General features: G+C 46.7%; 12 protein-coding genes. 10 read left to right on the top strand and 2 right to left on the bottom strand.

What is annotated here, in order from left to right; all coding sequences use genetic code 11:
• The first annotated feature begins 309 nt into the window (after nucleotides 1-309).
• The 3 genes from AC58UU_RS09060 to AC58UU_RS09050 all read left to right on the top strand — a co-directional run bounded on the left by AC58UU_RS09060 (nucleotide 310) and on the right by AC58UU_RS09050 (nucleotide 5,082).
• Nucleotides 310-3,558 (top strand): hypothetical protein, encoded by a 3,249-nt coding sequence (locus AC58UU_RS09060; RefSeq protein WP_497314837.1) that lies wholly within the window; start codon nucleotides 310-312, stop codon nucleotides 3,556-3,558.
• 18 nt (nucleotides 3,559-3,576) lie between these two features.
• On the top strand, nucleotides 3,577-4,368 hold the full coding sequence (locus AC58UU_RS09055; RefSeq protein ID WP_497314835.1) for an endonuclease/exonuclease/phosphatase family protein: 792 nt from the start codon (nucleotides 3,577-3,579) through the stop codon (nucleotides 4,366-4,368).
• Nucleotides 4,369-4,839: 471 nt separating this feature from the next.
• The gene (locus AC58UU_RS09050) at nucleotides 4,840-5,082 is read left to right on the top strand and encodes a helix-hairpin-helix domain-containing protein (protein WP_497314833.1); all 243 of its coding nucleotides are present in this window, start codon (nucleotides 4,840-4,842) and stop codon (nucleotides 5,080-5,082) included.
• Between the two features lie 231 nt (nucleotides 5,083-5,313).
• Here AC58UU_RS09050 and AC58UU_RS09045 read toward each other — a convergent pair whose 3' ends face one another.
• Nucleotides 5,314-6,327 (bottom strand): LacI family DNA-binding transcriptional regulator, encoded by a 1,014-nt coding sequence (locus AC58UU_RS09045; protein WP_497314831.1) that lies wholly within the window; start codon nucleotides 6,325-6,327, stop codon nucleotides 5,314-5,316.
• Nucleotides 6,328-6,733: 406 nt separating this feature from the next.
• On the opposite strand from AC58UU_RS09045, the gene AC58UU_RS09040 reads away from it, so the two are divergent.
• The 5 genes from AC58UU_RS09040 to AC58UU_RS09020 all read left to right on the top strand — a co-directional run bounded on the left by AC58UU_RS09040 (nucleotide 6,734) and on the right by AC58UU_RS09020 (nucleotide 13,445).
• Nucleotides 6,734-8,002, top strand: a complete 1,269-nt coding sequence (locus AC58UU_RS09040; protein ID WP_497314829.1) for an ABC transporter substrate-binding protein — start codon at nucleotides 6,734-6,736, stop codon at nucleotides 8,000-8,002.
• A 73-nt stretch (nucleotides 8,003-8,075) separates the two neighbouring features.
• Complete coding sequence (locus AC58UU_RS09035) at nucleotides 8,076-8,969, top strand: carbohydrate ABC transporter permease (protein ID WP_497314827.1); 894 nt, start codon at nucleotides 8,076-8,078, stop codon at nucleotides 8,967-8,969.
• 16 nt (nucleotides 8,970-8,985) lie between these two features.
• Entirely contained in the window at nucleotides 8,986-9,858 is an 873-nt protein-coding gene (locus tag AC58UU_RS09030; protein WP_497314825.1) for a carbohydrate ABC transporter permease, read from the top strand.
• A 50-nt stretch (nucleotides 9,859-9,908) separates the two neighbouring features.
• Nucleotides 9,909-12,536 (top strand): GH116 family glycosyl-hydrolase, encoded by a 2,628-nt coding sequence (locus tag AC58UU_RS09025; protein WP_497314823.1) that lies wholly within the window; start codon nucleotides 9,909-9,911, stop codon nucleotides 12,534-12,536.
• Between the two features lie 69 nt (nucleotides 12,537-12,605).
• On the top strand, nucleotides 12,606-13,445 hold the full coding sequence (locus AC58UU_RS09020; protein WP_497314821.1) for a nucleotidyltransferase domain-containing protein: 840 nt from the start codon (nucleotides 12,606-12,608) through the stop codon (nucleotides 13,443-13,445).
• Here AC58UU_RS09020 and AC58UU_RS09015 read toward each other — a convergent pair.
• Complete coding sequence (locus AC58UU_RS09015) at nucleotides 13,442-13,573, bottom strand: hypothetical protein (protein ID WP_497314819.1); 132 nt, start codon at nucleotides 13,571-13,573, stop codon at nucleotides 13,442-13,444. The two genes, AC58UU_RS09020 and AC58UU_RS09015, sit on opposite strands and share 4 nt — an antisense overlap.
• A gap of 552 nt (nucleotides 13,574-14,125) precedes the next feature.
• On the opposite strand from AC58UU_RS09015, the gene AC58UU_RS09010 reads away from it, so the two are divergent.
• Both AC58UU_RS09010 and AC58UU_RS09005 read left to right on the top strand, forming a co-directional pair.
• Entirely contained in the window at nucleotides 14,126-14,284 is a 159-nt protein-coding gene (locus AC58UU_RS09010) for a hypothetical protein (protein ID WP_171643649.1), read from the top strand.
• Nucleotides 14,285-14,416: 132 nt separating this feature from the next.
• Nucleotides 14,417-15,076 (top strand): DUF2238 domain-containing protein, encoded by a 660-nt coding sequence (locus AC58UU_RS09005; RefSeq protein WP_497314817.1) that lies wholly within the window; start codon nucleotides 14,417-14,419, stop codon nucleotides 15,074-15,076.
• Nucleotides 15,077-15,231 lie beyond the last annotated feature (155 nt).

The raw sequence follows: 15,231 nt of genomic DNA, 5'->3' as shown, positions 1-15,231 counted from the left end.
CCTCATTTTTAACAAATTTCTACCTGCTTATCATTCTCCACACACAGAAAACCTTGATATGACAAGGTTTTTTTTGTTTTTGAAGGAAAGTCTGAGAAAAATATAAGTAGGCGGAAATCGTTTTGTTTACGGATGTTGGAAGCGCTTTTAATATAAAAAGGGAAGCTAACGCGCTTACAAGTAAATACCCAAAGCGTAACTGCAAATAAAGGGAGGAGGGCAAATGACAAGCAAGCTGATCCGTATGATTGAAAACGCTCACATTTCGAGAGAGAAAGTTATCTCTAAAAACTCTAAGGAGGTTTTGTAATGCCAAACAGCAAGTATCGTGTTTTTGTGCTCATGATGATCATATTAATCACTTTGACAAGTTGGGGCGGAGTCTTCGTTTCGGCTGAGGGCAGCCGACTTTCACAGAAAACTTACGGGACTCCGGAGGAGCTTCTGATTCCGAATAATTATACGGTTGCGGTATTTAACGGTACTGTAGGCCGAGAAGACGGGCATTATGTGCTTTATGCGACGAGCAAAGGGAAGCCGGGACATCTCAATGTCATTGATCTGGAGGATTATAAGCTGTTGCGAAGCATTCCAATCGGCCCATCGGAGAGTTCCTGGGCGCATACGGTTGCCCCTGACGGAACTTTATTCCTAGCAGCTGATGGTGGCGGGGCCAAGCTTTGGAGCTACTCGCCGGTGACACATACGCCTACGCTGGCGGCCCAATTCGATGGGCAATCCGTACCGAACAGTATTACAACGGATGAGCAGGGACGTGTCTATGTGGGGACATATCCCGGCGGAAAGGTATATCAATATGACCCTGCCTCCAAAATGACCAAGGATTACGGCCGAGTCATAGGCGCACTGGATCAAGAATATGTACGTTCTATCGCTTACCAAGGCGGGAACGTCTATGCGGGAACCGCACATAAGCAAATCGTCAGGGTGAATTTGGCAACGGGTGTGAAAACGAATATTGCCGCTTCCCTCAGCGTCAAGAACGATACGGTGTATGATTTGGACACCATTGATGACCGTTATTTGTTTGCCCGATATACGGACGGCAGTGGGGTACCGGGAGATGCTTACATCTACGATACGCAGACAGAAGCTTGGCTGGATGTCCAATTGGAAAATGTAACGGGATTGCACGCCACGGACTCATTAGACGGAAAACTGTACTATATGTCCGATAAAAAGCTGAAGACCTTCGATCTCGCGTCGCATGAAGTCGCGTTGACTGGAATGGAATATGCTTCAGGCTTGCGCGGTGCGGATTGGGTGGAGATTCCGAATAACCCTGAACTGCCTGGCAAAACACTGGTAACGGTACGTTATGACGGCGGCGTAACGTTGATGAATATCGAAACGAAACAGGTTTATCTCAAACCACCTGTCATTCCTGGACTTCCTGGGGTTGTAAACCGACTCCAGAGCGTCTCAGAAACACAGCTAATCACGACAGGCTCGCAGGCTCGGTCATCTCTTGTCAATCTGACGGATAATACAGCTAAGCCTTTCAGCATCGGTCAAGCGGACAGTGTATACCCTGTAGGAAACAAAGTATATATGGGGGTTTACCCGGAAGGCGCCCTTTATGAATACAACTTGGCGGTAGAGCCGAGCGATACAAACCCGAAACGTTTAGCTGTGTTAGGGGATGATCAGGAGCGGCTTGTCAATATCACAGGCGGTCAGGGCAAGCTGTTTATTTCCACAATATCCGGTTATGGTACGTTAGGCGGTTCCTTAACGGTACATGATCCAGCAACGGGGGAAACGAAAGTGCACCGCAACGTTGTTCAGAATCAAAGCGTACTCAGTACAGCTTACCTTAGCGGCAAAATATATGGATCTACCACGATCCGGAACGGTCTTGGCTCCGAACCGACAGAAGAGGAAGCGAAAATCTTCGTATGGGATGTCGATAAGGAGCAAAAAATCGCTGAATTCCCACTCCGTGTTCCCGGTTTGACGAAACCGATCTTCATCGGCGATCTGGCCGTCGGACCGGATGGCTTGATCTGGGGCGCCTCTTACGAATACATTTTTGCCATAGATCCGAATACCTACAACGTTGTGAAAAGTAAGAAAATCTATCCGAGTCTGAATTTCAGCCAATGGGCTCATCATCCGCTTCGCTGGTCGGAGGACGGACTGCTCTACGTCCTTTTCAATAACAAACTGACTGTTATCGATCCGCAAACGTTGGAGTTCCGCACGTTGGCGGACACTTCAAGGTTTGATCTGGGAATGGATGGAAATTTATACTTTACCGATCAGGCGACCAATACGATTTTATACCGAATGAAGGTAGATGGGGAAATCGTGGAGGAGCCACCGGGCATCCCAGTTCCTATCCGCAACGCCGGATTGGAAGATAATGCAAATAATGGCGTCATTCCCGGCTGGACTTCTTTGTTCGCGACAGGAACAGATTACCAGTATGAAATCAGCGGCGAGCGCAGCTTCTCAGGCTCCAAAAGCCTGAAGATTACGGATAAGCTCCGTACTGCTTCCGTCGCCGTACAAAGCGACAAGATTCCGGTCAAACCTGGGGAAGAATACCAAGCGGGTGTCAATCTGTACATTGAGTCCGGTCAACCGGGATTCATGTTCCGCTTCTTTGACAAGAACAACGCGACGATCTCCACGCTCGAAATCCATCTGGACGAATCCAGATTAGCCCAATGGCAGAAGGTGACACTCAAAGGAAAGGCGCCGGCCAATGCAGCCTACGCTAGTCTAATCGCTGTTACGAGCCGATATAATATTTCATCAGCGTATTATGATGATTTTTTCATTAGCGTCAAAGATTCAGTCCCGCCGATCTCAGTCGCAAGCATCAATCCGTTACCGAACGAAAGCGGTTGGATCAACAAGGATGCTGCCGTAACGATTGAAGCAAACCATGCCTACTCTATCTCCTATTCCGCAATGGGGGCACAGCCGATTGATCAAACGACCGTAAAGGGAGCATCACTTCAATTCCCGATTTCTGCAGAAGGGGTTACAAGTGTAACGTATGCTGCCACGAACTTCTCGGGTATCAAAGAGATTCCTCGAACGATGGATATCCGGATCGACAAAACGGCGCCGGTTATTGAATTCTCAGGCGAACGTTCGTATACTGTACAGCAAGCGGTCTATATCGGTTGCACAGCTGCAGACGCTTTATCCGGACTGGTTACGAATTCGTGTTCATCTTCACTCGTTGGGCAACCTGCCTTTACGTTTGAACCTGGAAGCCACGATATTACAGTGTCGGCCACAGACTGGGCAGGAAACACCAGTACCGTCACATTTACATTCCAGGTTTCCGTGACCTATGACGGGATGTGCGAACTCATTCGTCAATTCATGGCGGACGACCAGGGGATTGCAAATGGGCTTTGCAGCAAGCTTCTGAATGCGCAGGAAGCGGAGAAGCGAGGTAATCTAAAAGCAAAGGAAGGTATGCTCCATGCTTTCCTTAACGAAGTGGATGCCTTAAGCGGCAAAAAAATGACGACAGAACAAGCACAAATTCTTAAGAAGTTGGCAGGTTATTTGTAACCCTATTGGAGGATAACAATGGATATAACCGTGATGACGTTTAACCTGCGGGTTAATGTCAAGCAGGATGGCAACAATGCATGGCCGAATCGTATCAATGAAGCGGCTGAGGCCATACAAAAAGCAGGAGCAGGGATTGTTTGCACGCAGGAGGGAACGCACACTATGCTGCAGGATCTGCAGGCGCAGCTAGCGGATTACGCATGGCTCGGTGATGGCCGTCAAGGAGGAAACGAAGACGAGCATTGTGCTATCTTCTATCATCGTGGCTTGCTGAAGCCAGTCGAGAGCGGGAACTTCGGTCTATCCGAATATCCCGAACGACTCGGTTACTTGAGCTGGAACACGGGCTGTCCGCGAATATGTACCTGGGTACGGCTGAGGCAGCAAGACGGACAGGAGTGGTACGTGTTCAATACTCACTTGGATCATATGAGTGAGGAAGCTAGAACGAACGGCATCCAGCTTATAGTAGAACGAATCCGCACGATGAACGGCCGAGACGGGATTCCGGCAATTTTGACGGGTGATTTTAACTGCGGCCCAAGCAGCAAAGTGGTCGAAATTCTGACCCAAGCGGGGCTTTATGACGCTTATGGCGAGGACAATGATGTAGGCTGCACCTGGCATGACTTTAACGGCGGCGACATGGGAGAGCCGATAGATTACATTATCGTAACACCCGAAATTCAAGTGAATTCAATCAACGTCGATAGAAGCCTGTACAATGGTCGCTATCCGTCGGACCATTATCCTGTTGTGGCGAGTGTGCGATTGAATGAAAAGATGCATGCTGCAGGGAATCGGTAATAAGACAAAGGGAAAGAACTTTGATGTTATCCATCAGCGATGTTTTGGGCCAGCGAGGAATCTCAGAGGATTTCTGGTCAACCATTCGTAGTAACGAGGATTTGTGTAAAAAAATAAACATCATCAAGGAGCTGCCGTGGCGGCTCTTTTTTGATTATTAGACAAGAGTCTATAGGAAAGCTGCGGCTCCCCTAGCATCAACCATATTACGGTAAAATAGTTGGGTGGATTTTATTATAAGAGGAGAGTGTTTGAATTGATATTTTCAAAAAATAATTTATATGGGATATATGCAGTAATATTAGCGGTGGTATCGATTTTCACACAAGAAATAGTTACTTTTATTATGCTTGGATTCATTTTCATGGCTTTGTTGAATATTAACACTACGCTGCAAAAGATACTTGAAAAATCAACTAAAAACTAAGCAAAGGCTGTTGATAGACAGACCTACAAAAAGGAGATCTTAATATGCCAAACAAAAACATCGAACCTAAACATGCGGAAATTATCGACGAGCAGAAATCTGACATTCCGAAGTTAAGCAGTCCAGCTCGTCGAGCACTTGCCAATGCAGGCTACTTGCGGCTAGAGCAGTTTAGCAAGCTCACCGAGGCCGAGATCATGAAGCTGCATGGTATGGGACCAAAGGCTCTGGATCAGATTCGTCAAGCCCTTGCTGCCAAGGGCCAAACTTTCGCAGATGGTTCTTGAAGCTAATCAGGTTGACAACTCACTTTACGCTGGAAATGGGGTTGTCCCAACAATATCCTCGAATAACGCCCTCTCGTTCCACTATTTCAATGTTTAGCTCATTTCATCCATTTTAGCGGCTTGTCGTTCCGTTAAGAACAACGATGACCCATAAGGACCTCCCCCTACTGGAGGAAGTCCTCCTTATGGATACGTGTAACCATCTTTAAGGTAGATACCCCCCCCCAAGATTTATAACCCTTTTGGGATAGCCCCTAGAGTGACAGATTCTCCCTGAAGGACATGATGAGCGATAAGTGTCTCGGCAGGAACTTCATCATTGTTAATTTGATTAATTAGTATGTCAGCCAGTTTAGTGCCGATTTCATTCACATTATAGTCAACTGTTGTTAGTGAGGGATTAATGTATTTCAATACATGAATGTTATCAAAACCCATGAGGCCAATTTGTTCAGGTACTCGGATTTTGCGGGATTTCAACCATTTCAGAACCTCGAGTGCATACACGTCACTAGAGCATAAGATTGCGCTTTTGCTGTCCGTTTTCTCTATCAATTGCTCCAACTCAGCTAAATAATTTTTCTGTGCAATGACGTTATGCTGCATATCTGAGATCTCATCACATGCCTCGATAAAACCAAGATATCGTTGTTCGGGCACATAAATATTTTCTTTCCCCTTTCGCATCAGAGGCGGACTTAAGTAGATCAAGTGCCGATAGCCTTGACTGGAAAGGAAGGCGACTGAGTCTCGGATAGCTTGCTTGTCGTCGATCCAAACATAAGGAAACAGGCCTGAAAGGCGATTACCGAATGTCACGATAGGTGTCCGCGAGCGAGTCAAAAGAGTTTCAAATTTTTTGTTGAAATTGGTCGGCAATAGTGCGATTCCGTCGACTCTACGATCTAACAAATTGTTGATATACTCTAGTTCTAGGTCCTTGTCACGATTAGAAAGGACAAGATAGACGATATATCCCCGTTTCCTAGCTTCGGCCTCGAATGCGTGGAATAGCTGGGAGAAAATCTGATTATGAATGTCAAACAGCACGATACCTAACGTTTTTGTATGTCCTTTGACAAGGCTTTGAGCTAAAAAATGGGGGCGGTAACCGAGTTCCTCTGCGACCCGTAGTATTTTCACACGAGTCTCCGGATTAATACCGGGACGGTTGTTTAACGCTCGATCCACCGTTCCCCGTGTAACTCCGCACAGCTCGGCGATTTGTTTACTGGTAATGTTCATGCGGCCTCCGTGAGAATGGGATCTAGTGGTCTAATCGTAGCTTAATAGAGCGGGCTGGTCAATACCCGTGCTCGTGAACGATACAGGAAAGAGTAGGTATAGGAAAGAGGAACTAATTTGTAATAAAAGCGTTTACAAACATGAGGGCATTTGATAAGATAAGGTCGTTCACGTGCACGATGTGCGTAATTAGAGCTCACATTGTTAATTTGCCACTCAGATGCAGGAACGGTGACGAGGGGGACGCCCCTATCGGTAATTATCTTCGCTACAAATTTTTTTAGCTTTTTCCGTGCACGTGCACGGAATTGATCCATGATTCAACAACATAGACAGACATCTGGCTGCACCGGGCTAGCTGTTCCGGTAGTGCGTCCCACAATCTGTAAAGGATGGTGTCTCGAATATGAAAAAGGCTTGGGTCCTATTATTGATTCTTACTCTTGGGTGGTCGCTAATCGCATGCAGCTCGGAAGGTAATAATACTGCAACCAAACTCGGCAAGGCCGAACTTACGTTAGTCTGGAGCAAGAATGAAGCATCTGATGAACAACTTACGAATATTTTGGCCGAGTTCAACAAGCAAAACCCCGATATCACAGTGAAGAGGGTCGAAGTGGTCAGCAATGGTTGGGCCGATTATTTTAATAAGATTCAGACAATGATTGCTGGCGGCAAATCGCCTGACGTTATTCGCGTAGCCATCGAAGGCATTCAGATGTTTGCCAAACAGGACCTTCTTCTCCCGCTGGATCCATATATGAAAACAGATCCCGGTGCTTTGGAAAACTATAGTGATCTGCATACAAAGCTTCAATCGCCTTTCGTTATTGACAATAAAACGTACGGTTTTGTTTGGGACTGGAATAACGTTGTTATGCACTTCAATACCGATCTTCTCAAGCAAGCCGGGCTATCCGTACCAAATAAAGGCTGGACGAAGGATGACTTTCTCCAGTACGCTCAAAAGTTGACCTCGGAGAAGGATGGCAAGAAAACATTCGGCTTTGCGATTCCTAATTATTATTTTGGAGCGTCTGCATGGTTATTTAATAATAATGCGAGTGTTCTGAATGACGATATGACCACGAGTAAGTTAGATGATCCGAATGCGATCGAGATGATGCAATTTTTTCAGGACCTAATTTACAAATATAAAGTTGCGCCGGTTCCTGACCCCAAAGATAACCAAATCCAGATGTTGATCAACGGTCAGATTGCCATGATATCAGCAGGTAAATGGCCATTCGGCACCTATGACAAAAATAAATTCACGAACATTGATGTACAGTTTTTGCCGACGTTCAAGACGAACAAAGTTATTTTCGGTTCAGGGGCGTTCCCTGTGCTCAAATCAACCAAATATCCGGAAGCGGCATATAAACTCGCAGCTTTCCTCAGCGGCGTCTATTCGCAGAAAACGACGCTTTCCAACACATCTATTCCAACCCGCATCTCTGTCATGAACGAAGTATTGCCGAAGACACCGGCGCAGAATTGGAAGGTATATGCAGAAAGCGCCGATATTGCCAAGGCGGTAGAAGCTCCGATGCAATATGGTGAAATCCAGGGAGTATTCGATCGGCATGTATCGGAGATCCTGTCTAACCAGTCCGATGCAGCGACGGCAATGAAGAAAGCCAAACAAGAAATCGATGCCATCCTGAAAAAATGACGCTAACTCGCGGTATGCTGGCGACGGTCCAATCGGATCGCCGTCGGCACCCCGGTTCATGGAGGGATCAAACGTGGCAGCCAATCGTAAAATGTCCAACATTATTGTCGGGTTCTTATTTCTGTCGCCTGCTTTGCTATTTTTTATTATATTTATCGGCGAACCGGTTGTGGCAACCATTTATCTTAGTTTCACCAAGTACAACATAATCACGCCAGCCAAATGGATCGGTTTTGACAACATTAAACATTTATTTGTTGATGATCGGTTATGGCTTACATATGGCAATACGATCAAGTATGTTGCGATTTTAACGCCGATGCACGTTATTTTCGGGCTGCTAATTGCGTTAGCGGTTAACCGGAATATAGCCAAAGGGTGGAAATATCTATACCGTACGATTTTCTATTTCCCGGTATTAGCGACTTCTGCTGCGGTCGCCGTCGCTTGGCAATTCATTTTCAGCAAGGACTTCGGCATTCTAAATTACTTTCTTAGTAAGTTTGGTGTTGACCCGATTCCTTGGATGCAATCGCCTCAGTGGGTTTACCTGGCCGTTGCGATTTATAGTTTTTGGAAATTTATAGGAAATGCATTTCTTTACTATTTGATCGGCCTTCAAAGCATTCCTGAGCCGCTCTATGAAGCAGCCGAAATTGATGGTGCAAGCAAAATGCAGCGATTCTTCTTCATCACACTGCCGATGCTTTCCCCTACCATATTCTTCGTTTTGGTTACTACGCTGATTGGTGCAACTCAAATATTCGATGAACCGTACCTTATCACCGGGGGCGGCCCTGGCGATGCTTCGCGTTCGGTGAACATGTATATCTATGAGGTCGCTTTCCAACATCATGAGATGGGGTATGCATCTACGCTCTCACTCAGTCTGTTCTTGATCATTCTGTGCGTTACGATCTTACAATTTTCCATCAGCCATAAGTGGGTAAATTACGATCGGGACTAAAAGGGAGTTGATACTTGTGGAGGTTACCAAGCTGCGGGTTGCAGGGACGGCAAGAAGAACCGTGAGGCGAATCAAACTAGAACGCATCATACTGGATGGCGCTTTGCTTGTATTCTCTTTTCTCATGCTCACCCCTTTCCTTTGGATTTTCTCCACCTCGTTACGTCTGCCGAAAGATTCGTTCTCACTGCCGCCTGCCATTTTTCCGACAGCGTGGCACATCGGCAACTATGCAGAGGTGTTCGCAAAGGTACCGTTTTCCGATTTTATTTTCAATAGTTTGAAAATTTGCTTGATCATCGTGATTGGGCATATATTCATCTCAAGCATGGCGGCTTTTGCCTTCTCTCGTATTGCTTTTCCGGGACGCAACGTCCTCTTTCTCGTCTTTCTTTCCGGACTTATGATCCCAGGGCAGGTAACGATCATTCCTCAGTTCATTCTGATGTCGAAGTTAGGCTTGATCGACACGCACTTGGCGCTCATTTTGCCGGGGCTTATCAACCCGTTCGGAATATTCATGATTCGGCAAACCATGATGTCCATATCCTATACGTATGACGAAGCCGCTTATATGGACGGTGCTAGCCGATTATGGGTTTTCCTTAAAGTCATCCTTCCCATGTCGTTTCCGGCGGTTGCCGTTACCTCGGTAATAAGTTTCATCGCGCATTGGAACGATTTTTTCCGCCCTTTAATTTTTCTAAATTCCTTCGAAAAAATGACGCTGCCGATCGGTATGACGGCATTAACGGGAGCGTTCGGAACGGGGAATTTATCAGCTATCCTGGCAGGGGTGACATTGTCGCTTATCGTTCCGCTGCTCTTTTATATTTTCGGACAAAAATACTTGCTTGATGGCATTACTGCGGGTGGACTTAAACTGTGAGTGTCTGTCAGGATTCATGAAATCAGTTAGGAACTTAAGGAGGCCAAGAAATGAGCAACAATATAGTAAACGAACAGTTTCGTATGGACAAAGATTTTATGTATACAGGAGCCAAAACGAGCCAAATCTCTTTTCCGCTTGGCGGGATTGGAACGGGAAGTATCGGTCTCGCCGGCAACGGACGGCTAATTGATTGGGAGATTTTCAACCGGCCCAACAAGCTGAGTTTTAACGGATTCTCTTTCTTTGCCGTAAAGGCGGAATGCAAGGGAGAGGTCAAACTGACCAAAGTGCTCAATGGGGATATGCAGGCACCGTACACAGGAGAAGGGAAAGGCAAATACGAGGGTTATGGGTACGGACCCAGACGGGAAAACATGGCCGGATTTCCGCACTTTACGAATACATCGTTCCGTGGACAATTCCCGTTCGCAGAGATGAACTTCGACGATGCTGATGACCCGATCACGGTCAAACTGACAGCCTTTAATCCATTCATTCCTCTGAATGATCGGGATTCATCTATACCTTGTGCCATTTTCGAATATGAGGTGACTAATCGGTCAGCGGATGAGTTGGAGATCAGTGTGGTCGGCAATGTGTCAAATCCGTTTCGTCAGGGAGCCGTCAACGAAGCGGTGGAATTCGGCGGACGAAGTGCCATCCGTATGTCTTCCACACAGTATGAAGCGGATGAAGCGGAATTCGGCGATCTGACGTTGATGACTGACAATGATGACGTCAGCTACCAATCGTATTGGTATCGTGGTGGATGGTTCGATAACTTGACCGTATTCTGGAAGGATTTCCGTCGGCCAGGCTGCTTTCAGGAGCGAAATTACGAAGGACCGCGTGAGCTGGATGCGAAAAGGCTGCATGAAAAGCATCAAGATGTTGGCCTGCTGAGCGGGCATCGCACTATAGCGGCTGGTGGGAAGGCTAAATTCCGCTTCGTGCTTGCCTGGAACTTTCCGAATTGCGTCAACTTCTGGAATCCAGGCAGTGGGGATGATAGCGGCCGACTACCTTCTTGGAAAAATTACTACTCGACGGTGTTCCGTGACTCCACCGATACGGCAAATTATATCATGGAACACTATGACCGATTGAACAAGGAGACGCGGTTGTTCCAAGAGACACTGTTCCGTTCTACACTTCCCGACACTGTGATTGACGCAATTAGCAGCAATATTTCGATCCTAAAATCCCCTACAGTACTGCGTTTGACTGACGGGACACTTTACGGTTTCGAGGGCGTTCATACGAACGAAGGCTCATGTGAAGGTTCCTGCACGCATGTATGGAATTACGAGCAGGCGACAGCCTTCTTGTTCCCGGCACTTGCCCGTTCGATGCGAAACATCGAGTACAAACACGCCCAGTTCGAGAATGGAAAAATGGCGTTCCGCCTCATGCTGCCGGCCGAGCGAACGACTCGTGATAACAATTTCAGGGCGGCTGCCGACGGTCAAATGGGAGGCGTGATTAAGTCCTATAGGGAGTGGAAAATTTCAGGCAATACGGAATGGCTGCGCTCGATATGGCCAAATGTTCGAAAAGCGCTCGAATATGCCTGGGATCCTACAAACGAAGACCAATGGGATGCTGACAAGGACGGTGTCATGGAAGGGCGCCAGCATCATACGCTGGACATGGAATTGTTCGGCCCCAATTCTTGGCTGACGAGCATGTACTTGACTGCGTTGAAGGCGGCAGCAGAGATTGCAAAAGCTCTCGGTGAACAGGAGATTGCGGCAGAGTACGACGCGCTTTGCGCCAAAGGGTCCGCTTGGACGAACGAGCATCTGTTCAATGGCAGCTACTTCCATCAGTTGGTCGATCTCAAAGATCGATCAGTCCTAGGAAAATATGGAGCGGAAGAAGTGTACTGGAATGATGAGGCAGGAGAACATAAGTACCAGATTGGTGAGGGGTGCGGCATAGATCAAGTACTCGGTCAATGGTTTGCTCATCTTGTTGGTCTCGGCTATGTCCTTGATCCTGTGAAAGTGAAACGAGCGGTTCAATCGATTTATGACAATAATTATATCGAGAATTTGCGTGATTTTCCGAACGCCTGCCGCATCTATGGATTGAATGACGAGTCAGGCCTGATGATCTGTACTTGGCCTGAAGAGAACAGCCCGATAGTGCCGGTTCCTTATGCAGACGAATGCATGAATGGGTTCGAATATCAAGCTGCTTGTCATATGATTTATGAAGGACTAGTAATGGAAGGATTGAGTGCCGTTAAGTCCATCCGTGACCGATATGATGGAGAGCGCCGCAACCCATGGAACGAATTCGAATGCGGCAGCAATTATGCTCGTTCCATGGCGTCCTATGGCCTGCTTCTTGCTCTAAGCGGTTTCGAATATGATATGGTAGGCGGACATATCGGCTTTAGCCCGAGATGGCAAGCAGATGATTTTCGTTGTTTCTGGAGCTTGAACGATGGTTGGGGCGAGTTTCGCAGCAGTGATGGACAGCTGGAGTTAGAGGTAATGATGGGGGAACTAAGGTTGTCCAGCTTTGAAAGTGGACTGTTAGTTGGGCGAGACGTGAAAAGTGTAATGATTGGCGGCAAAAGTGTCTCCTTCGAACAGACAGAGGGAAATCTGATATGGAAAGAAAAAATAGTTCTTGAACCGCAAACCATACTTGTCCTACAGTTTTAATACACATGTGTCGGAGTTGGCCCTTCATTTTGTTGGGCTGGCTTTCATATGGAATGGAGGCTTTGGAACATGGATGCAAAAGATGTAATTGAATCGGTTGTTGGGCAATTACGTAATGTCCCGGGAATAAGGGCAGTCGTGTTGGGCGGATCTCGGGCCCGTGGTACAGAAACACCGGAATCCGACATTGACGTTGGACTCTACTACCAATCTGGATACCCGATCGACACAGAGGCTCTTGATAAATTAGCATCGGCACTAGACGACGAAGGTCGTAGTGGACTAATTACGCCACTAGGCGGATGGGGGCCCTGGATTAACGGCGGCGGCTGGTTAAAGGTGGGGGGATATTCAATGGACCTCCTCTACCGCGATACTGAGAACGTAACTGAAGTGATCAACGATTGCCGCCAAGGGCGGATCGACATCCATTATCAACCAGGGCATCCTCATGGATTTTGCACATCCATATACATGGGAGAAGCGGCGTATTGCCGACCTCTCTGGGATCCAGATGGCCTAGTCGCTGAAATGAAGACGTTGACAGATCAGTATCCGGATACCCTTCGGCAAGCGACAGTCTCGAAGTTTATGTGGGAAGCTGAATTTTCCGTATCGAATGCCAAAAAAGCATTGAGCCGCAAGGACGTTTCTTATGCGGCAGGTCATCTCTTTCGGACCGTAAGTTGTTTGACTCAAGTATTGTTTGCATGCAATGGGGTTTATCTCCTGAACGAAAAAGGGGCGGTAGCTCAGTGCAGTCGTTTTCAAATGGCTCCAATTGATTTCGAGTCACGCGTGCAGGAAGGCTTCGCCTGTTTGACAGCTGAGCGTTCTGATTTGTCCAAGGCAATTAGTCAATTCGACGCGCTCGTCCGTGAAACGGCAGAGATTGCTGTATTAAGTTAACTTTGCTTTCGCTGCGGCCCGCCTAGCAAACTGCAGCCGGCGACAACCGCGGCATTCGGAAGCTGGTATCCCATTATACCGTAGCAGGTAACCTCCCGAGCCATCCGCAGCTTGTAACTTTCATGCAAAAAGTGCAGTTGATTTCAGCTCAAACTAGCTTCGGTAGGCAGAAGCTGCAAAAACTACATCAAAATTAACCGATTCAGGCTCGAAGGTCAGATTTGGCCTGAATTTGATGTACAAAATGCATGAATACTCGCCAGATGAGTCACTTTTAACAAATTTTGATGTACTTTTTACATCTATGCTTGTCGAGAGCCAACCCTAACCCCAACCATCCTGTTGGGGATGCCCAAAAGCCACTTTGGATGTTATATTTCTCTGCCCTTTATTGTACAGAATTTGCCCAAAAGAACTTCGATCCGCTATTTGGATGAAAACACCCGAAATCATGAGGAAGAGGAACGACGATGCGTAATTTCGTTGTTTTTTGCCTCAGGGTCGTTCCTATGGATCAAATAACGTATTCACGTTCCTCTTATTTGATTTGAAGCGCAGATTTCCCGAAATAACGCATCGACGTTCCGCGTATTAAAGGTCAAGGAATTGTTTAAAGAATTTATAGTCCAAGTATAGAATCGGCATATTTATCCAAACTATGGTTGATGGAGGTGATTAATTTGAAAGACAAGTCCCAATCCAACCATAACGAGCCGACGATTGCACCGGGTATGAACACGCATGATCCTCTTGAGAAAAAAGCAACGGAAGAAGATATTGAAAAGGGCGATGCTACTTCAGTGACTCGTTTATACTTGGACCGTACACCAGAAGACTAAAGTCATTCATAAATATCCCATTGGCCAAAATGGCTAACGGGATTTTGTTATATGTAATCCAGATAAAAAACAAACAAGCAGAAAGGTTGACTTCTACATGATTAGCAGCCTGTGTAAAAGGAACGGACGAACATGCTGACGAACCCGTACATACCGTTTTCCCGCAATTGGCCTTTGCACTTGATGATCTTCGTGTTTGCTGTGTATTGGGGATTCACGGCCATCGCACCCACGGACCGGATACAATGGCTTATGGAGAGCATACTTCCCGTTATCGTCGTGCTTGTTCTGGCTTTTACTTATAAAGTTTTCCGTTTCTCTAACGTTTCCTATTTACTCATGTTTATTTTTCTTTGCTTACATACTTATGCGGCTCATTATACCTATCAGGGTACACCGTTCGACATGTGCCTGAAAGCTTCTTTTCATACCCAGAGAAGCTACTACGATCGGGTTGTTCATTTCGCATTCGGTTTGTTCTTGGCATATCCATTCCGTGATTTGCTAACCCGGGCCGCCGCACAGCGTGGTTTTTGGTCATTTGCCATTCCCGCGGCAGTCGTTTTCAGTTGCAGCGCCTGTTTCGAAATCATAGAGATGGGGGCTGCTTTTGTAGCTGGGCAAAAGGGAGTGGATTATGTCGGGCTGCAAGGTGATGTCTTTGATACTCAAAAAGACATGGGACTTGGATTAGCCGGAGCGGTTATTTCAATGGGCATGCTTGCATGGTATTTACACAGACATCATGCTGATGATAATCCGTTAAAAGGCATTAAAGAGCAGCTTAAATAATCACATTGACGTGCCTCACATCGCAACTTATGATGGGGATAACCACGATCTGAATGAAAGGAGAGACCCTACTATGATTGCTTTCGCACGACCCCCTTGCTAAGACGTAACCGCTAGTCCACCGCGAGCGCCCCCTTATTTGATTGAGCCTAATT

The sequence above is a fragment of the Paenibacillus sp. JT22N1 genome (genome assembly GCF_059692155.1).
The sequence above is the reverse complement of the archived record's forward strand: the minus strand, read 5'-3'. Positions and strand labels throughout refer to the sequence as shown.